Annotated in this window: 20 protein-coding genes and 1 riboswitch; of the genes, 10 read left to right on the top strand and 10 right to left on the bottom strand. The window is 72.5% G+C overall.

All coding sequences use genetic code 11. The features are described 5' to 3' along the window. Nucleotides 1-30: 30 nt before the first annotated feature. A complete protein-coding gene (locus H7A73_RS08190) occupies nt 31-1212 on the top strand; it encodes an acyl-CoA dehydrogenase family protein (protein ID WP_182065579.1) in 1182 nt (393 codons plus the stop codon). Nucleotides 1213-1251: 39 nt separating this feature from the next. Here the strand turns inward: H7A73_RS08190 and H7A73_RS08185 are convergent, their stop codons facing one another. Both H7A73_RS08185 and H7A73_RS08180 read right to left on the bottom strand, forming a co-directional pair. Continuing rightward, nucleotides 1252-3345 (bottom strand): S9 family peptidase, encoded by a 2094-nt coding sequence (locus tag H7A73_RS08185; RefSeq protein WP_182065543.1) that lies wholly within the window; start codon nt 3343-3345, stop codon nt 1252-1254. After that, nucleotides 3342-4238, bottom strand: coding sequence for a patatin-like phospholipase family protein (locus tag H7A73_RS08180; protein ID WP_182065541.1), 897 nt, complete (start codon nt 4236-4238; stop codon nt 3342-3344). The genes H7A73_RS08185 and H7A73_RS08180 overlap by 4 nt, the downstream gene beginning before the upstream one ends. Nucleotides 4239-4351: 113 nt before the next feature. Between H7A73_RS08180 and H7A73_RS08175 the strand changes: the two genes are divergently transcribed. Both H7A73_RS08175 and H7A73_RS08170 read left to right on the top strand, forming a co-directional pair. Next, complete coding sequence (locus tag H7A73_RS08175; RefSeq protein WP_182065539.1) at nt 4352-5161, top strand: hypothetical protein; 810 nt, start codon at nt 4352-4354, stop codon at nt 5159-5161. A gap of 41 nt (nt 5162-5202) precedes the next feature. Continuing rightward, complete coding sequence (locus H7A73_RS08170) at nt 5203-5388, top strand: hypothetical protein (protein WP_111093138.1); 186 nt, start codon at nt 5203-5205, stop codon at nt 5386-5388. 91 nt (nt 5389-5479) lie between these two features. On the opposite strand, the gene H7A73_RS08165 is transcribed toward H7A73_RS08170, so the two are convergent. Next, nucleotides 5480-6511 carry an NADPH:quinone reductase gene (locus tag H7A73_RS08165; protein WP_182065537.1) on the bottom strand — a complete coding sequence of 344 codons (1032 nt, stop codon included), beginning with the start codon at nt 6509-6511 and terminating at the stop codon, nt 5480-5482. A gap of 139 nt (nt 6512-6650) precedes the next feature. Next, entirely contained in the window at nt 6651-7013 is a 363-nt protein-coding gene (locus H7A73_RS08160) for a winged helix-turn-helix transcriptional regulator (protein ID WP_182065535.1), read from the bottom strand. A 108-nt stretch (nt 7014-7121) separates the two neighbouring features. Here H7A73_RS08160 and H7A73_RS08155 point away from each other — a divergent pair, with 108 nt between their 5' ends. After that, complete coding sequence (locus H7A73_RS08155) at nt 7122-7769, top strand: NAD(P)-dependent oxidoreductase (RefSeq protein WP_182065533.1); 648 nt, start codon at nt 7122-7124, stop codon at nt 7767-7769. A gap of 178 nt (nt 7770-7947) precedes the next feature. On the opposite strand, the gene H7A73_RS08150 is transcribed toward H7A73_RS08155, so the two are convergent. Further along, nucleotides 7948-9270: an MFS transporter gene (locus tag H7A73_RS08150; RefSeq protein ID WP_071405388.1), complete on the bottom strand. Its 1323-nt coding sequence runs from the start codon at nt 9268-9270 to the stop codon at nt 7948-7950. A gap of 136 nt (nt 9271-9406) precedes the next feature. On the opposite strand from H7A73_RS08150, the gene H7A73_RS08145 reads away from it, so the two are divergent. After that, nucleotides 9407-10264 carry a LysR substrate-binding domain-containing protein gene (locus H7A73_RS08145; RefSeq protein ID WP_017886578.1) on the top strand — a complete coding sequence of 286 codons (858 nt, stop codon included), beginning with the start codon at nt 9407-9409 and terminating at the stop codon, nt 10262-10264. A 12-nt stretch (nt 10265-10276) separates the two neighbouring features. Here H7A73_RS08145 and H7A73_RS08140 read toward each other — a convergent pair whose 3' ends face one another. Further along, nucleotides 10277-11617, bottom strand: coding sequence for a hypothetical protein (locus H7A73_RS08140; protein ID WP_182065531.1), 1341 nt, complete (start codon nt 11615-11617; stop codon nt 10277-10279). Nucleotides 11618-11714: 97 nt separating this feature from the next. Between H7A73_RS08140 and H7A73_RS08135 the strand changes: the two genes are divergently transcribed. Beyond that, nucleotides 11715-12683, top strand: a complete 969-nt coding sequence (locus tag H7A73_RS08135) for an aldo/keto reductase (RefSeq protein ID WP_182065529.1) — start codon at nt 11715-11717, stop codon at nt 12681-12683. A gap of 37 nt (nt 12684-12720) precedes the next feature. Here the strand turns inward: H7A73_RS08135 and H7A73_RS08130 are convergent, their stop codons facing one another. Then, nucleotides 12721-13356, bottom strand: a complete 636-nt coding sequence (locus H7A73_RS08130; protein WP_182065527.1) for an NADPH-dependent F420 reductase — start codon at nt 13354-13356, stop codon at nt 12721-12723. Between the two features lie 75 nt (nt 13357-13431). Here H7A73_RS08130 and H7A73_RS08125 point away from each other — a divergent pair, with 75 nt between their 5' ends. The 4 genes from H7A73_RS08125 to H7A73_RS08110 all read left to right on the top strand — a co-directional run bounded on the left by H7A73_RS08125 (nt 13432) and on the right by H7A73_RS08110 (nt 15271). Further along, nucleotides 13432-13728 carry a GNAT family N-acetyltransferase gene (locus tag H7A73_RS08125; RefSeq protein WP_182065525.1) on the top strand — a complete coding sequence of 99 codons (297 nt, stop codon included), beginning with the start codon at nt 13432-13434 and terminating at the stop codon, nt 13726-13728. Nucleotides 13729-13749: 21 nt separating this feature from the next. Continuing rightward, nucleotides 13750-14211 (top strand): VOC family protein, encoded by a 462-nt coding sequence (locus H7A73_RS08120; RefSeq protein ID WP_071247264.1) that lies wholly within the window; start codon nt 13750-13752, stop codon nt 14209-14211. An 83-nt stretch (nt 14212-14294) separates the two neighbouring features. Further along, complete coding sequence (locus tag H7A73_RS08115; protein ID WP_182065523.1) at nt 14295-14765, top strand: MarR family winged helix-turn-helix transcriptional regulator; 471 nt, start codon at nt 14295-14297, stop codon at nt 14763-14765. Continuing rightward, the gene (locus H7A73_RS08110; RefSeq protein ID WP_182065521.1) at nt 14762-15271 is read left to right on the top strand and encodes a metallophosphoesterase family protein; all 510 of its coding nucleotides are present in this window, start codon (nt 14762-14764) and stop codon (nt 15269-15271) included. Before H7A73_RS08115 ends, H7A73_RS08110 begins: the two co-directional genes overlap by 4 nt. Here H7A73_RS08110 and thiD read toward each other — a convergent pair. From thiD to thiM, 3 genes are all read right to left on the bottom strand, one after another. After that, the gene (gene thiD, locus H7A73_RS08105) at nt 15268-16767 is read right to left on the bottom strand and encodes a bifunctional hydroxymethylpyrimidine kinase/phosphomethylpyrimidine kinase (protein WP_182065519.1); all 1500 of its coding nucleotides are present in this window, start codon (nt 16765-16767) and stop codon (nt 15268-15270) included. The two genes, H7A73_RS08110 and thiD, sit on opposite strands and share 4 nt — an antisense overlap. Next, nucleotides 16764-17510 (bottom strand): thiamine phosphate synthase, encoded by a 747-nt coding sequence (gene thiE / locus H7A73_RS08100; RefSeq protein ID WP_182065517.1) that lies wholly within the window; start codon nt 17508-17510, stop codon nt 16764-16766. The genes thiD and thiE overlap by 4 nt, the downstream gene beginning before the upstream one ends. Then, entirely contained in the window at nt 17507-18370 is an 864-nt protein-coding gene (gene thiM / locus H7A73_RS08095) for a hydroxyethylthiazole kinase (protein ID WP_182065515.1), read from the bottom strand. The genes thiE and thiM overlap by 4 nt, the downstream gene beginning before the upstream one ends. Beyond that, a riboswitch (TPP riboswitch) is annotated at nt 18359-18454 on the bottom strand. (Overlaps the previous gene by 12 nt.) Nucleotides 18455-18481 lie beyond the last annotated feature (27 nt).

The raw sequence follows: 18481 nt of genomic DNA, 5'->3' as shown, positions 1-18481 counted from the left end.
TGATGCATCGTGGTTGCCATGTCAACGACCATGCCCGCGACGCCCCTGCTCGAATCGGACTTCTACGGCTTCCAGCAGCAGCTCACGGAGCAGGAGCGCACGTCGCTCGGGCAGCTCCGGCAGTACCTCGAGCGCGAGGTCGCGCCCATCGCCGACGAGTACTGGGCGCGCGCCGAGTTCCCGATGCAGGTGATCGCGCCGCTGGCCGAGCTCGGCATGTACGGGCCGGGCGTCCCGCTCGTGCGGCAGTTCGAGAACTCGGCCGTGTACCGCGGCTGGGCGGCCCTCGAACTCGGACGTGTGGACGCGAGCGTCGCCACCTTCATCGGCGTGCAGTCCGGCCTGGCGATGAACTCGATCGCGGTCGCCGGCAGCGACGAACAGCAGCGCGAGTGGCTCCCGCGGATGGCCACGGGTGAGATCGTCGGGGCGTTCGGGCTCACCGAGCCGTACTCCGGCAGTGACTCGGCGAAGGGCCTGCGCACCACCGCCCGACGCGAGGGCGACGAGTGGGTGCTCGACGGCGAGAAGCGCTGGATCGGCAACGCCACCTTCGCCGACGTCGTCGTGATCTGGGCGAAGGACGTCGCCGACGGTCAGGTCAAGGGCTTCCTCGTCACCACCGACACCGCGGGCTTCACCGCGACCAAGATCGAGGACAAGATCGCCCTGCGCGGCGTGCAGAACGCCGACATCGTCATGCAGGACGTCCGGGTGCCCGAGTCGCGTCGGCTGCAGAACGCGACGTCGTTCCGCTCGACCGCCGAGGTGCTCCGACTGACCCGCACCGAGGTCGCCTGGCAGGCCGTCGGCATCGCCGTCGGCGCGTACGAGGCCGCGCTGGCCTACGCCCGCGAGCGGATCCAGTTCGGCAAGCCGATCGCTGCGCACCAGCTCGTGCAGGACCTGCTCGTCAAGTCGCTGTCGAACATCACGGCCTCGATCGCACTGTGCACGCAGGCCTCGGCCATGCAGGACGCCGGCGTCGGCGGCGACGAGCACTCCGCGATGGCCAAGGCGTTCGCCACCGCGAAGATGCGGGAGACCGTCGCCTGGTGCCGCGAGGTGCAGGGCGGCAACGGCATCGTGCTCGACAAGGGCGTGGCCCGGTTCTTCGCCGACGCCGAGGCGATCTACTCGTACGAGGGCACGCGCGAGGTCAACACCCTGATCGTCGGTCGGGCGATCACCGGGCAGGCCGCGTTCGTCTAGCGGCCCGCCCGGCCCGCCCCGGATCGCCGGACGGGTGCGCTACCCGAGCAGCGCCGGCCGCTCCCACTCCTGGTCGAGCACGTGCTGCCCGAGGAACGCGAACACCGTCTCGTACCAGACCACGGCGTGCTGCGGAGCGAGCACCCAGTGGTTCTCGTCCGGGAAGTACAGGAACCGGTGCGGCATCGAGCCGTCGGGCGCCGCGTGGTGCTCCGCGAGCTCGGACCAGAGCCGCAGCCCCTCGCCGATCGGCACCCGGTAGTCCTTGTCGCCGTGGATGACGAGCATCGGTGACGTGATCTCGGCCACGAACCGGTGCGGGTCGTTCGCCGCGATCCCCTCGGCGTCGAAGATCGACGACCAGTACTGCGACGAGTCCGTCGTGCCGTTGAACTGCTCGAGCGCCCACAGGCTCGCGTGGGTGACGATCGCGCGGAAGCGGTCGGTGTGCCCGGCGACCCAGTTCGCCATGTACCCGCCGAACGACCCGCCCATCGCAGCGGTGCGGGTCGCGTCGATGTCCGCCCGCGCCTCGACCACGTCGGTGATCGCCATCAGGTCGGTGTACGGCGCCTGCCCCCAGGCGTTCCAGCCGCGGTTCACGAAGTCGAGTCCGTAGCCGGTGGACAGCGCGGGATCCGGCAGCAGGACGGCGTAGCCCCGGGCTGCGAGCAGCATCGGGTTCCAGCGCCACGACCACTGGTTCCACGAGTTGAGCGGTCCGCCGTGGATCCACAGGACGAGCGGGTGCGGTCCCTCGCCCTCGGGCACGACCAGCCAGCCGCGCACGCGGACGCCGTCGGCTGCGGTCGTCTCGACCTCTTCCAGGTGGGCGGGCACGTCCGGCAGGGGCGCCGGCGTCGCCAACGGGGTCACAGTGCCGTCCGCCGCGATCCGCGCCGGGTGCAGCGGGGCCGCCCAGGAGGCCCGGAGCGCCACCACCACGCCCGTCGCCGCCGCCACGCGCAGGCTCGAGTACGCCCAGTCGTCGTGCGTCAGCTGCTCGACGGCTCCGCCGTCGAGGGGGATGCGGAAGACCGGCGCGCGGCCGTCCTGGTCGGCGACCGCCAGGAGCGCGCGGTCGCCGTGCTCGAACACGAGCTCGCTCGGCCAGCGGTCCCAGTCGGTCGCGACGCGGCGGGCGTCGGAGCCGTCGATCTCGGCGACCCAGACCTCCTGCTGGTTCGCGCCGGCCGGGGTGGAGCGGACGGTGCGGACCCAGGCGATCGTCCGGCCGTCGTGGCTGAGTGTCGGCATCTCGTGGTCGACGTCGACGTCGTCGAACAGCACCGTGCGGTGGCCGCTGGACAGGTCGATGGTGACGAGCGTCGAGCGGTCCCCGCGGGCCTCCCGGACGCCCACGGATGCCAGCAAGGCCGAGCCGTCGGGCGTGAGCGCGCCGCTGACGTGGTCGAGCGAGCGGCCGGGGGCCGGTGTGCGGTCGACGGGCCGGACGTGTCCGGCGCTGGCGACGGCTGCGACGCTGTCGGTGTCCTCACCGGCCGCGTCGGTGTCGCCGCCGGCCGTGTCGAGCGTCAGGACGTGCGTCTGTGCCGGGCCGAGGTCGTGGTCCCAGTACCGGACCGGGTAGGTCTCGTGCAGGATCGCGCGGACCTGCTTGTCCTTCCGGGTCTTCCGGAGCTCCGCGTCGGCTTCGAGCACGGTCGCGGGGTCGGACCCGGCGCCCGGCAGCAGGTCGGCGGTCAGTGCGACGACGTCCGACGACGCCGCGGTGGCCAGGACCCCACCGACGCCCCCGGCCAGGCGGGTGAGCGGGCGGGCCTCGCCACCGGTCGCGGGCAGGACCCAGAGCTGGGCGGCCTCGAGGTCGGTGGCGTCGGCGTCGGGCCGGGCGGAGACGAAGAGCAGGTCGCCGGTGCGGGTGAAGGCGATGCCGCCCTCGCCCTTGGCGGAGCGCGTGAGGCGGACCGGGCGCGCGGCGGGTGTGCCGGCGTCGTCCGCGTCCTCGGCCGGGTCTGCTGGCACCTGCCAGATCGACCGGCGGTACCCGGTGCCGTCCGCGTCGAGTGCACTGACCGTCAGGGCGACGCGGGTGCCGTCGGGACTGATGTCGATGCCGTCGACGCGGGGGAGCGCGACGTACTGGTCGAGGTCGGAGAACGGGGCGCTCATGCGTGCACGCTCGCCAGGTCCTCGGCCCAGAAGGCGGCGACCTGCTCGGCGACCGCGGTGCCCTGGGCGTGTCCGGCCTCGGCCGACGGAGCCTGGGTGGCGAGCGAGAGCGAGTTCGTGCCGAAGGCCTGCTGGGAGGCGCTGTCCGCCACCACGACCTCGACCGAGGAACCACCGGCGCGCAGGGCCTCGACGGCGACGTCGAGCCACGGCCCGCACGGTGACGGCCCTTCGGGGCCGCAGGCGATGACGAGCACGCGCTCGTACCCGGCAGCGGCGTCGGCGTTGGTGCCGGAGCGGACACCACCGTCGACGTGGGGGCGGCCGTCGATGGTGACCGGGGTCCAGACGAAGGGCACCGAGCAGCTGGCCGCGACCGCGCGGGGGAGCGGCACGCCGTCGGCCGCCGTCAGCAGGCGGAAGGTGCCGTCGGTGGCGTCGACCGCGGTGACGGCGAGCGGCTTCTCCGGCCACTCGGTGGACGGCAGCGTCTCGCCGAAGGTCACCGTGCGCTCGTCGTCGCTCTGTCCGCCGACGACCTGCTGGGCGGCCTGACCGAGTCGAGCCCGGGCGTCCTGCTCGCCGGTCGCGCCCTGCAGTGCTGCGCCGATGTGCTGCTGCACGGCCTCGACGTCGATGGGGGCCGGCTCTTGGTAGGTGGTCGGCGCCGGGGTGTGCTGCTGGTCGTAGGCCTGCTGGACGGCACCGTTCCGGACGAACGCGCCGACGACGCTGCCGGCGCTGGTGCCGACGACGAGGTCGGCGGCGTCGAGGTCGACGCCGGCTTCCTGCAGGGCGACGAGGACACCGACTTCCCACGCGATGCCGGCGACACCTCCGCCACCGAGGACGAGGGCTCTGGATCCGGGAACGGGCGTGCTGACGTCGGTCATGTGTCCTGCTTACCAGCTGCGTGCGACGGGCTGGTCGAGCCCGGTGCGTCCTGTGGAGGATCCGCCTGTGGACAACTCCGTCCGCGTCGGTGGCGTGACCTAGCGTCGTGGTCATGGGGAACCAGCGTTCAGGACGGGTCGGCACGGTCGTGTGGCCGATCGTGGTGGCTGCTGCACCCACCGCGGCGTTCCAGCTGCCGAACCTGTTCGTCGCGCCGGCGGTCCGACTGTCGCTCGTCGCGTTCGGGCTCGTCGTGCTCGTCGGAGCGGTGACGGTGCAGGTGGTCCGGACCCGACGCAGCGACGCTGCACGGTCGGTGGCCGAGGACAACGCCACCGCGGCGGAGCTCGAGCAGTCGACGGCGGTCCGGTACGCGTTCGGCCAGATCGCCACCCGGCTCGTCCGGTTCACCGAGCTGCCCAGGTCCGAGCGCCACGGCGAACTCGCGGTCGTCGCCGACCGCGTCGCCGTGGCCCTGGCGTTCTACCTGCTGCCGAAGGTGCCCGACGTCCGCGCCAACGTCTACCAGCTGTCCACCGATCTGCGGGCGCTCGAGCCGATCGGTCACGGTGGGGCCGGCGACACCGCCGGGGTCTTCCGAGCGGGCACGCCCTACGGTGACCGCAACCTCGAGTGGGTGCTGGTCGGGGGATCGCCCCGCATCGTCGGTGACCGCTCGGCCGATGTGGACGTCGACCAGGACCTGCCGGGCTTCGAGCCGCGGTACACCTCGTACGTCTCGGTGGTGATCCGGTCCGACCAGTACTCGTTCGGCATGCTCACCGTGGACTCCCCGGTCCCCGACGCGTTCACCGAACTCGACGCCAAGAACATCGCGATGATGGCGTCGTTCATGGCCGTCGCGTTCTCGCTGACCTACTCGTTCCCCGAGCGCGACCGCAATCCAAGGAAAGGCCCGTGATGCTCACACGCTCTGTCGGACGCTCGACGTACGATGCCCCCATGACGACCGTGAATCCTGCTCCGCCGTCGTTCGGGCGTGCCCGGATCTCCTCGCCGAACTGGAACGACACCACCACCGACGCCGACTACGAAGACCTCGACGTCATCGCCGCCAACATCGAACGCGAGCGCGCTGCAGCCCGGCTCCGGGTCACCGCAGCCATCGCCGCGCGTCTGGGGCGCTGACCCCTCCCGCATCGTCCACGACGAACGGCTCCCACGCGTGCGTGGGAGCCGTTCGTCGTCTGCGGAGCCCGAGCCGGATCCGGTGTCGCAGCTACGGCGCCTCGGACACGTCGATGAGCACCTTGCCGACGGTGTCCTGCTCGACCGCATCGTGCGCCTGGGCGGTCTGCTCGAGCGCGAACCGGGTGAGCGGGAGCCCGGCGTCCTCGCCGACCGGCAGCACGCCGTCGTGCAGCGCCTCGGTGACGTCCGCGGCCGCCGCGGACAGCGCCTCGTCGCCGATCGTGTAGAGCAGCAGGAACTGGTAGCGGGCGTTCACGCTCATGTTCGGGCGGATCGGCAGGCTCGCCTCGTCACCGCCGTTGTTCGCGTAGATCGACACGACGCCGTGGTTCGCCAGCACGTCGGCGACCAGCGCGGCGTTCTGCGGGATCGACACCTCGACGACGATGTCGACACCGTCCGGCGCGATCGCCCGGATGCGCTCGGCGGCGTCCTCCTCGCGGTAGTTCACGACGTGGTGGGCACCCGCCGCGGTCGCCAGTGCTGCCTTCGCGTCCGAGCTGATCGTGGTGATGACGGTCGCTCCGGCCCAGCGGGCGAGCTGGATCGCGGCGTGCCCCACGGCACCGGCTCCGCCGGCGACGAGCACGGTGAAGCCGTCGAGGGCTCCGGGGCCCAGGCGTGCGGGGCCGTCCTCGTGGGTGGTGAGGGCCCGGTGCGCCGTCATCGCGGGGACGCCGAGCGAGGCGCCGACGTCGAACGAGACACCGTCGGGCAGCGGGACCACGCGCGACTCGGGCACGACCGTGTACTCCTGCGCGGTGCCGGTCGGCCGGGACGCCGCCGCCATGAACAGCCAGACGCGGTCGCCGACGGCCAGTCTGTCGACTCCGGGGCCGACGGCGTCCACGACGCCCGCGCCGTCCTGGTTCGGCGTGATCTCGGGGAACGGCAGCCCGTCGCCGTACGTGCCGCCGGCGCGTGCCTTCCAGTCGGTCGGGTTGACGCCGGAGACGACGACGCGGACGCGGACCTCACCAGCGCCGGGTTCCGGGATGTCCCGCTCGACGAGTTCGAGGACGCTGCTGGCACCGGGCTTCGTGTAGACGATCGATCGCATGTCCCCAGGCAACCACTCGTCGCCGTCGGGGATTCCGGATGGGGGACGCCGGGCCACATCGTGAGCAGAAGGTGTCGCGCGCGATCCTCGGACACGACCGTTTCTGCTCACCAGGCGCCGGGGCGCACCGCGCCGCGCGTCAGCGCGCGTCGTACCCCTCGCGCGCCTCGGCGACGTCGGGCATGTGCGAGGTGGCCCAGTCCTCCAGCGGCACGAGCACGGTGCGCAGCGACCGCCCGAGCTCGGTCAGCTCGTACTCCACGTGCGGGGGGATCTCGGGGAACACCGACCGCGTCACCATGCCGTCGCGTTCGAGCGCCCGCAGCGTCTGGGTGAGCATCTTCTGCGAGACCCCCTGCACCCGGGCCGCCACCGCCGAGTACCGTGCGGGACCGTCGGCGAGGGCGCCGATCGTCAGCACGCTCCACCGGTCGCCGATGCGGTCGAGCAGCTGCCGACTGGGGCAGTCCGCCGCGTAGGGGCTGTACTCGAGTGCTGACATGGTCTCCTCCGTCACGCACCGCCAGGTGCCTACTTACTCGAAGAGAGTAACTCTTGTACGGTGACTGTCAACGTCACTGACGCCCAGCACGTCCACGAAGGGAACACCATGACCAACATCGTCGTCTTCGGAGGCACCGGCTACGCCGGCTCCGCCATCACCCACGAGGCACTCTCCCGCGGCATCGCCGTCACTGCGGTCGCCCGCGACACGAGCAAGCTCGAGCCGGCCGAGGGCCTCACCCTGGCGCAGGGTGACGCGTTCGACGCCGACTTCGTGTCCGAGGTCACCAAGGGCGCCGACGTCGTCATCGTCTCGCTCCACGCCGTGCAGGCCGACGGCAGCGAGCTGAAGGACAAGTTCCAGCACTTCGTCGACGCCGCCGCTGCAGCGGGTGCGCGGCTCGGCATCGTCGGCGGTGCCGGCTCGATGCGCGTGTCCGAGGACGGCCCCCGCCTCTTCGACACCGACGGCTTCCCGGACGCTTTCAAGGGCGAGGCGAAGAGCCACGCGCAGATCCTCGACGCCCTCCGCACGTCGGACACCCAGGTCGACTGGTTCTACGTGAGCCCCGCCGCGGCCTTCGGCAGCTACAACCCGGGCGAGCGTCGTGGCACCTACCGTGTCTCGGACGAGGTCCTGCTCGCCGACGCCGAGGGCAACTCGGACATCTCCGGCGCCGACTACGCCATCGCGTTCGTCGACGAGATCGTCACCCCGGCGCACCACCAGACGCGCTTCGGCGTCGCCTACTGAGGCACTGCGCCTCGCAAGACACCGGTGTTCACGCAACACACCGCGGGATCCCGCGGCGTCGAGCGTGAACACCGGTGTTTTGCGCACTGCCCGGCGCGAGCAACGGGCGGACGGGAGGCACGGGGCGGCGTCGCCACGGGCCTCCAGGCCGGCGGGTGCGAGCGACCAGACCCCCGCGTCAGTGCGCGACGATCGCCGGCACCGGCAGGTGGTGGCGCATGCGCACCGCCAGGTGCAGGCCGCCCCGACGGGCGAGCACGAGCGCGATGACGGCGGCGGCAGCGGCCGGCACACCACCGGCGACCATCATCCCCACGTGGGCTCCGAAGTGGTCGACGATCTGACCCATCAGCGGCCCACCGATCGCCTGCCCACCGAGCAGCACCAGGACGTAGAGCGACATCACCCGGCCACGGATCGCCACGTTCGACGACAGCTGCACGAGCGAGTTCGACGCGGTCTGGAACAGCAGTTGCGACATCCCGACGGCAACCAGCGCGACGGTGAACGGTGCGATCGCCGGGATCGACCCCGAGACGACGAGCAGGACGCCCGTCCAGAACACCCCGCCGACGATGGTGCGGAGCCGGACGACGGCCCGGCGGGTGGACAGCAGCGCGCCGACCAGGGCGCCGATCGCCACCGCGGAGTTGAAGACCCCGTAGCCGCCGGCACCGACGTCGTACACCTGTGACGCGAAGGCGGAGAGCAGCACGGGCATCGTCAACGCGAACACCGAGAAGAACGCGACGAGGATCACCGGCACGATGATCGTCGGCTTGTGCACGGCGTAGCGGAGGCCCTCCACGAGCTGGCCCTTGCCTCGCGGCGCCGGTGGTGTGCGGTGCAGTTCGGAGACCTTCAGGAACCCGAGCGTCACGACGACGGCGACGCAGGCGATCGCGTTCACGCCGAACGACCACCCCGCGCCGACCGCGACGAGTAGTGCCCCGGACAGCGCCGGACCGATCATGCCGCCGAGCTGGAACACCGACGAGTTCACGCTGATGGCGTTCCGCAGGTGCTTGTGGCCGACGATCTCGGTGACGAACACCTGCCGTGCCGGGTTGTCGATGACGGTGACCATGCCCACGAGGAACGCGATCACCCAGATGTGCCACGCCTCGACGACGCCGGCGAGCGTCAGGACGGCGAGCAGCGCGGACAGCACGGCGAAGGCGCCCTGCGTGATCATCATGAGCGCACGCTTCGAGAACCGGTCGACCAGGACGCCGCCGAGCAGCCCGAACAGCAGCATCGGTGCGAACTGGCAGGCGACCGTGATGCCGACCTGCGCGACCGACCCGGTCAGCTGCAGCACGAGCCAGTCCTGGGCGATCCGCTGCATCCAGCCGGCGGTCATCGCCACCAGGTTCGTCGCCGTGAACAGCCGGAAGTTCGGCACGGACAGGGCGATGAGCGTGTGGCGCCACGGGGGTCGCGTGGCCTGGATCGGGAGCGGTTCGGTGGGCGGGGGGAGGGTCGTCGGTGACGCGCTCACGGTGCGGGGTTCTCCGGACGTCGGTGTGGATCTGGTACCCCAACGAAACTACGTGGCCCCGGCCCATTCGATACCCCTATGGTGGCTATCACTCCATTGCGATGTCGAATGAGGTCGCACCGACGGAAGGCGCGACGTGCTCGATCCGGTCCTGTTGCAGACGTTCCTGGCCGTGGCGGAGACCGGCAGCTTCACGCAGGCCGGCACCCGGCTCGGCATCAGCCAGCCGACGGTGTCGCAGCACGTCCGGCGCCTGGAGACCGCCGTGGCGCGCACCCTCGTCGCCCGGGACACCCGCGGGGTCGCCCTGACCGACAACGGGGACGCGATGGCCGGGTTCGCGCGGACGATCCTCGCGGCGCACGCCACGGCCGACGCCTACTTCTCCGGCGCGGCCACCCGCGGGCGGCTGCGGTTCGGGGCGGCGGACGACCTCGCCATCACCCAGCTGCCGCGGATCCTGCGGGACTTCCGACGCCTGCACCCGCAGGTGAACCTCGAGCTCACGGTGAACCAGTCGTCGCCGCTGCTCCGCCGGGTGCACGCCGGCCAACTCGACCTGGTGTTCATCAAGCAGACGGCGGGGGAATCTGCCGAGGGCACCCGGGTCGCCACCGACCAGATGGTGTGGATGGCGCAGGACGGCATCGCCCTGGAACCCGGCGAACCCGTCCCGCTCATCGCGTACCAGGCGCCGAGCATCAGCCGGCAGATGGCGATCGACGCCCTCGAGGCCGCCGGCCGCACCTGGCGGATCACCTGCAACACCCGCGACGTCAACGGGGTGCTCGCCGCGGTTCGCGCGGGCATCGGCGTCGCGGTGTTCCCGCACTCGCTGATCCCGGCAGACCTGGTGAAGGTGTCGCAGCGGCTCGGGCTGCCGGACCTGCCGGCGGTGGACTACGTCCTCATCGCGAACCCGACGGTGCAGCGGGAGCCGATCGACGCCCTGACGAACGCGATCCTGTCCCGCGGGGTCGTCCGCGCCGTCTGAGCGCTCGCCGCGCTACGGGGCGAGCGTCGGGGTCGTTCCGGTGCCGGTGACGTCCGGTAGCGTCACGCCCGCGAGCGGCAACAGCGCCGCCGCGACCGCCCACAGCAGCACGACCGTGCCGACGCCACCGAGCACGGTACCGAGCAGCGCGACCGGCCGCTGCCACGTGGCCGTCCGGTCGCGCAGCGTCACGATCGAGAGCACCAGCGCGAGCAGCCCGAGCACCACGCCGACACCGTGCACGGTCGCGGGAGCGGAGAACCACCAGGCCGCCAGACCGAGCGTCGCGATCCCGGTGACGGCACCGAGCACCGCTCCGGCGGTCGCGCCGAGCGGACGGCGCGGCTCCGGCACGGCGGCTGCGGGCACGGGCTGGTCGAGCAGTTCGGTCGGGAGGCCCGCCTCGCCCCCGCCGACACCCTGCGGCACCGGGGTGGGTGCGACCACGGCCGTGGTCGCGTCGGCGTTCCGGGTCGCGACGGTGGGCGCTCCGGGGGTGGCGGCCGGCGCAGCGTGCAGCACGGCGTCGAACGACCGTGTCGGTGCGGGTGCGGGTGCGGGTGCGGGTGCGGGTGCGGGTGCGGCGGACCGCGCGGCCTGCTGGTGGGCGAAGCGTCGGGGTGTCCGGTAGCCGATCGGGCCGACGGGTTCGGGTTCGGTGCCCTCGACGACCACGTGTTCGAGGCCGGGCACCGAGAACCGGGGTTGTCCGGCGACGGGCACCGCGGGTGCGGCGGTCGGCGGCGCCGGGGTGGCCTCCGGCGACGGGGTGGTGAGCGGTGCGACGAGCGGCGTCGCGTCCGCCGAGGCTGGTGCGGCGGCGACCGGGGAGACCGGCACCACGAGCCCGGACGCAGGGACGACCGACGACGGCGGCACCGCGGGGGTCTCGAACGGCACGGTGTGCACGTTCGGTGACGTCGGGGCCGGGGGCAGCAGTTCCTGCTGCGGCGGGAAGTCCGGCACGGGGGCGTCGGCCTCGACCAGTGCGGCGATCGACGCGGGTTCGGACGTCGCTGCGTGCGCGTCGGGCGCATGTGCTGCGGGTGCCGCCGCGGCGGGTGCCTGCGCTGCGGTGGCCTGCGCTGCGGTTGTCTGCTCAGCGGTTGCCTGCGCTGCGGTTGTCTGCTCGACCGCGGTGTTCCCGGCCGGGGTGACCGTGGTCGGTGGGACCGGCGCCGCGTGGGCGGCGCGTGACGAGCCGGGGGTGGGGCGGGCCTCCCGTCCGGAGGCGTTCACGTGACCGGCAGCGGCCACTCGCTCGGGCGCGACCTCGTCGACGGGCGGAGCGGTCACCCAGGCCGGGACGGGCCGACGGGGCCGGTCCGATTCGGGCATGCGATGCGCTGCCACTGCGGCGCTCCTTCCGTCGACTGATCCATGCTCAGTTGTAGCGGCAACCGCTGGGAGGATCGCAGCCCCAGTTCGGGGTCGCCGGTACGTTCGGGTGATGACCGGAATCGAACACCGTCCCCTCGGCCCCTCGGGGCTCATCGTCTCCACCGTCGGCCTCGGCTGCAACAACTTCGGGCGGCGGGGAACCGCGTCCGAGTCGCAGGAGGGCACCGACGCCGTCGTCGCCGCGGCACTCGACGCCGGGGTGACGCTCTTCGACACCGCCGACATCTACGGCGGCGTGCCGGGCATGTCCGAGGAGATGCTCGGACGGTCGATCCGCGGTCGCCGTGACGAGATCGTCCTCGCCACGAAATTCGGCATGGACATGCAGGGTGCGAACGGGCCGGACTGGGGCGTCCGAGGGTCCCGCCGGTACGTGCGGCTCGCGGTCGAGTCGTCGCTCCGCCGCCTCGGGACGGACTGGATCGACCTGTACCAGATGCACCGGCCCGACGACGTGACGCCGATCGAGGAGACCCTGTCGGTCCTCGACGACCTGGTGCGCGAGGGCAAGATCCGGTACGTCGGGCACTCGAACTTCGCCGGCTGGCAGATCGCCGAGGCCGAGCTCACGGCGTCGATCGCCGGCACCACCGCGTTCGTGTCCGCGCAGAACGAGTACAGCCCGCTCGCCCGGGCTGCCGAGGCCGAGGTCCTGCCGGCCGTTCGGGCGTACGCGCTCGGGTTCCTGCCGTTCTTCCCGCTGTACAACGGGCTGCTCACCGGCAAGTACACGAAGGCGGGCGGCCCGGCCGACGGGCGGCTGACGACCTCGAAGCCGCAGGTGCTCGAGGACGCCCCGTGGGACGTGCTCGACGACTACCAGCGGTTCTGCGACCTCCGGGGCGTCACGATGCTGCAGGCGACGTTCGCGTGGCTCCTGGCGCAGCCGGGGCTGTCGAGCGTCATCGCGGGGGCGACGAAGCCGGAGCAGATCACGCAGAACGTCGAGGCCGGCACGACGTGGACGCCGACCGAGGACGACATCGCCGACATGACGACGATCTTCGACCGGGCCTGAGCACGCGGGGCCGGTTCGCGCCGGCTGGAGCCGTGGACTAGCGGGTCGCGGCGGCCAGGGCGTCGCGCAGCTCCGCAGCGGTCATCCGCGGGCCGTAGCCGGGGGTGTCCCGCTGGATGCGCCAGCCCTCGGCGAGCGGACCGGCGTCGACGACGTCGAAGCCGAACGCGTCGATGAGCTCGGTGACGGTCTGCTTGGCGGAGTCGTCATCGCCGGCGATGACGAGGGCACGTCGGTCCGGGGTGCCGGCGGGCGTCGCGTGGCCGGTCAGGTCGTCGGCGCCGATGTGGTTGAACGCCTTCACGACACGGGCGCCGGGCAGGTGGTCCTGCAGCATCTCGGCGGTGGTCGTGGACTGGTCGTCGAGGGCGGCGATGTGGCCGTCGCGCTCCCAGTAGTAGTTGTTCGTGTCGATGACGACCTTGCCGACGAGGGGCTCGACGGGGATCGTCTCGATCGCGGCGAGCGGCACCGTCACGACGACGATCTCGCCCGCTGCTGCTGCCTCGTCGCGGGTCGCTGCGCGTGCGTCGTCGCCGAGTTCCGTGACCAGGTCGGTGAGGGTCTCCGGGCCGCGGGAGTTCGCGATGACGACCCGGTGGCCGTTCCGTACCGCGAGTCGTGCGAGCTGGGATCCGATGTTGCCGGCGCCGATGATTCCGATGGTTGTCATGGTGTCCCAGCAACGCTGCTCGACGTCGTGCATTCCCGGGGGCACGAACGCCTCGCCGGGAGCATGATGGCGGGCATGGACCACGAGTTCCGCGACGAGACCGACCAGGACCGCTACGCGATGTACGTCGACGGTGAGCTCGTGAGCGTGCTCGACTACCGCGTCAACGGTGACGCTGTTGCGTTCCCGCACACCTACACGGTCCCGAAGCACCGAGGCCACGGCTACGCGGCGGAACTCGTCGAGTACGCCGTCGCCGACGTCGAGTCGTCGACCACGAAGCGCATCGTCCCGATGTGCTGGTTCGTCGGCAAGTGGTTCGACGAACACCCCGAGAAAGCCGACCTGCTCAGCCGCGGCGCCGCGGACTGAGCACCGAACGAAGGGGCTCTCGTGCCCACCATCACCCCGTTCCTCTGGTACGACGACCAGGCCGAACAAGCGGCCGAGTACTACGTCGGACTGTTCCCCGACAGCCGCGTCGACAGCGTGAGCCGGATGCCCGACGGCCGTGCCCTGGTCGTCGAGTTCACGCTGCTCGGTGCGCCGTACCGCGCGATGAACGGCGGTCCCGGGCACCCGCACACCGACGCGGTCTCGTTCCAGATCGACGTGGACACGCAGGACGAGCTCGACCGTCTGTGGGACGCCCTGCTCGCCGACGGCGGGAGCCCGATGGCGTGCGGCTGGTTGACCGACCGCTGGGGTCTGGCGTGGCAGGTGACCCCGTCGATGCTGGGCGAGTTGATGAGCGGATCGGGTGATCCGGAGGCCAACGCACGCGTGTTCGAGGCGATGATGCAGATGGTCAAGCTGGACATCCCCGCACTGCAGGCCGCGGCGGCCGGTCGCTGACCCCGGACCACACGGAGCCGCCGGTAGTGTGACCGGACCAGGAGACCGCCGGCAGGCGCCGGCACAGACAGGCTGGAGCCACCATGGACCACCCGAGTTCGAGGGTCCGCAACAGCGACATCAGCCGGGCGTACACCGAGCTCGCCCGCATCACCCGTCGGGCGAGCATCCGCGCCCGTGGCTCGGACCAGGTGTTGAGCGTCGTCGACCAGTCCCTCGTCGACTTCGTCGTCCAGCACCCGGGCTGCATGGCCATCGACATCGCCCGCTACCTGCGGTTGAACCGTTCGACGATCTCGCGGCAGCTGTCCGGGCTCCTCGCGACCGGACTGGTGCGGACGACCGACGGCGGCAGCGGCAACGCGAAGCCGCTCGAGGCGACCGACGCCGGCCGAGCGGCCCTGGAGCGGTCGGTGCAGCTGCACCGCGACGCGCTCGAGGAACGGCTCGCCGACTGGTCGGACGACGACATCGCGCTGCTCGCCGGGCTGCTGGAGCGCCTCGGCGCGTCGGACGAGGCGGGGCTCCCGATGCCGGCACCCACCGAGCCGTGACGACGTCGTTCGTCCTGCTGTCCGACACGCACCTGCCGAAGCGCGCGAAGGACCTGCCGCCCGGGCTGTGGGCCGACGTCGACGCGGCCGACCTCGTGGTGCACGCGGGGGACTGGGTCGACCTGGCCACCCTCGACGCCGTGCAGGCGCGGTCCCGCCGGTTCGAGGGCGTGCGGGGCAACAACGACGGTCCGGAGTTCGACGATCGGCTGCCGCTCGTCGCCCGGTTCGGTGTCGAGGACCTGCGCTTCGCCCTGGTGCACGAGACCGGTGCCGCGACGGGTCGGGAGCGGCGGACGGACGCCGAGTACCCGGACACCGACGTGCTCGTCTTCGGCCACTCGCACATCCCGTGGGACACCGTGGCGCCGTCGGGGATGCGCTTGCTGAACCCCGGTTCGCCGACCGACCGACGTCGCCAGCCCGACCACACGTGGATGCGCGGCACGGTCAGCGGCGCCGAGCTGTCCGTCGAACTCGTGCGGCTGCCCCCGGTCGCGCGCTAGCCCCGGTCGCGTGCCTCCGTCGGCATCCGGAAGAACGCGAGCTCCCACTCCGCCGACCGCCGGAACGCCCGCGCCATCCGCCCGCGCTCGTCGGGCGTCGCGGCACGGGCCAGTTCCTCGACGAGCCGGGTCGCCTCGGCACTCGACGCCGCGAACCCCGGGTCCCCGTACGCCGTGATCCAGTCCGAGAAGGCGTGCCCGTCCGGAGCGACCCCGAGCTGCGACCCGACCCAGGCGTAGACCCGGAAGCAGGGCAGCACCGCGGCGGCGAGCACCGCACGGGAGCCGGAGTCGGCGGCCTCCTGCAGGTGTGCGAGGTACCCGGAGCACGTGGGGTGCACGGGATCGTCGGCGTGCGAGCCGGCCAGCCGACGATGGTGCAGGTCGCGCGCCTCGTCGGCACACCCCTGCGCTGCCGCCGCCCAGAACGCAGCTGCAGCATCGCCAGGAGCAGCAGCACCGGCACCGGGGCCACCGACCCCGAGCGCCGCCAGGTGCCGCTCGTACGCCCGCAGGTAGTGGACGTCCTGCGCCAGGTACCCCGCGAACACCTCCGGTTCGAGCGTCCCGTCGCGGAGCCCCACCAGGAACGCGCAGCCGATCGTCTCGTCCAGCACCGACGCCGCATCCGCCCACCACACGTCCGTGTAGGACAGCCCGGGCAGGGCCGCCCGTGCCTGCGCGCCGTGGTCGACCGGGCCGTTGCCGGTCCCGACCGACAGCGCATCCGCTCCGCGCAGCGCCGCCGTCAGCCACTCCTTCGCCACCCCGACCGCGAGGTCCCAGTCGCCGAGCCGCGCGGCGAGCGTCGCGATCGCACTGGAGAGCGAGCACCCGGTGCCGTGGGTGTTCGTCGTCGCGACCCGGGGGCCGGCGAACACCCGCACGGTGCCGTCCGGTGCCACGAGCACGTCGTCGGAGGTCGGCCCCTCGTCGTGGCCGCCCTTCGCCAGCACCAGGACGTCCCACCGCGCCGCCACGGCACGCGCGGCATCCAGCGACGAGGCCGACGTCGATGCAGACGAACCGGAACCAGCCGCGCCCGACCCGGCCAGCTCCGCCAGCACCACGAGCTCGGCCCGGTTCGGTGTCACCAGGTCGGCGAGCGCGAACAGCGCCCCCATGGCCGACGCAGCGTCCTCGTCGAGCAGCCGGTCCCCGCTCGTCGCCACCATCACCGGGTCGACGACGACCACCGGCGGCCGGTGCTCCCGCAGCCAGTCCGTCACGACCCGCACGACGCCGGCCGTCCCGAGCATCCCGATCTTCACCGCGTCGACCACGACGTCGTCCGACACCGCGTCGAGCTGCTCCCGCAGGAACCCGACGTCCGGCACGTGCACCGACCGTACCCCGTGCGTGTTCTGCGCGACGAGCGCCGTCACGACCCCCATCCCGTACCCGTCGTGCGCGGCGATCGCCTTGAGGTCCGCCTGCATCCCGGCCCCACCCGTCGGGTCGGTCCCGGCGATGCTCAGCACCCGTGGGACGCTCATGCGTCCGCCCCGTGGTACGTGGAGGCCGGGAGGACCGGATCACCTTCTGCGAGCCCCCTCACCTCCGTCCCGTGGTCGGGTCCAGGGCCCCACGCGGCCACGTACGCCGCCGCGGCGGATCCGGGGTCGGCTGCGGCACAGATGCCCGAGACGATCGCGACCCCCGCGGCACCGGCCGCCCGGAGCGGCGCGACGTCGTCGAGGGTCACCCCACCGATCGCCACGCACGGCACGTCGGTCGCGGCGGCCAGTCGAGCGAACCCGTCGTGGCCCAGAGCCGGCGGGTGGTCGGCCTTCGTCGCCGTGGGGTGCACGACCCCGACGCCGAGCAGGTCCACGGTGCCGCGGGGGAGCCGCTCGACGGCCGCCAGGTGCGCGATCGTGTTCGCCGTGAGGCCCACGTGTGCGTCCGCTCCGAGCAGGGCACGGGCGGCGGTGACGGGGACGTCGGACTGGCCGAGGTGCACGCCCGCGACCCGGTGTCCCGCCTGCCGTGCGGCGAGGACGACGTCGAGCCGATCGTCGACCACCACCCTCGCGCGGTCCCCGACGGCGTCGGCGACCGCGGCCGTCAGGGCGAGTAGGTCACGCGCGGAGGCGTCCTTGTCCCGCACCTGCACGATCCGCACCCCGGCATGGACGGCGGCGCGGACGACCCCGAGCACCCCGATGCCGTGCCGGTCGGCCAGGGCACCGTCGGTCACCAGGTAGACGCCGAACCCGACGGGCCGCAGCCCGCTCATGCCGACACCGCCCGGGCATCGACAGGAGCGGTCTCGACCGTGATCCGGGCCTCGCGGACGACGTCCTCCGGGGTCAGCGACGCCAGCCGGTCGAGGAACAGCGGCTGGAAGGTCCCCGGTCCGCCGGCGTCCCGTGCCGCCAGCTCGGCGGCGATCGTGTGCGCCGCGGTGGCGGCGACGGCAGCGGCACCCGCGTCCTCCGGCGCGACCGACGTGAACGCGGCGACGACCGCGCCGAGCGCGCACCCGCCACCGGTGATCCGCGTCAACAGGTCGGTGCCGTTCGCCACCCGGACCACACCGATGGCGGGCGCGACCAGCAGGTCGACCGCACCCGACACGGCCACCGCGGCCACGAGCCTCCCGTCCGAAGCAGCGACGGACGCGACCCGGGCGCCGTCCGTGCCCACCGTGCTGTCGACCCCGCGGCCACCGGCCGAGTCACCGAGCAGGGCGAGCACCTCGGACGCGTTGCCGCGCAGCACCGTCGGGTGCAGCGCGAGCAGGTCGCGCGCCAGCGCGGTCCGCACCGGCAGCGAGCCGACGGCCACCGGGTCGAGGACCCACGGGGTGCCCGCGTCACGGGCCGCGTGCACGGCCTCGAGCGCGGCGACCCGCGGTTCGGCGTGCGGGGTGCCGGTGTTCACCAGCAGGGCATCCGCGACGCGGGCGAACGGCCCCGCCTCGGTCGCCACGTCGACCATCGCGGGCGAGGCCCCGAGTGCGAGCAGCACGTTCGCCGTGACGTTCTGCACGACGGTGTTCGTGATGCACTGCACCAGCGGGGCCCGGGCACGCACGGCCTCGAGCAGTTCGGCGGTTCGGTGGGCCCAGGCAGGGGAGGGCGCAGCGTTCTCCATGGACGATCCCTTCGCGAGTACGAGCTCGAGCAGGTTCGACGGGTGTGATCTCAGCCGCTGGATGCGGCACCCCGTGTCTCGAGCGACACCGTACACGACGCCCGGTGACCA

This window comes from Curtobacterium sp. ME12, from assembly GCF_903970855.1.
Lineage (GTDB): Bacteria > Actinomycetota > Actinomycetes > Actinomycetales > Microbacteriaceae > Curtobacterium > Curtobacterium poinsettiae_A.
Note: the sequence above shows the minus strand (reverse complement) of the source record. Positions and strands in the feature narration are given on the sequence as shown.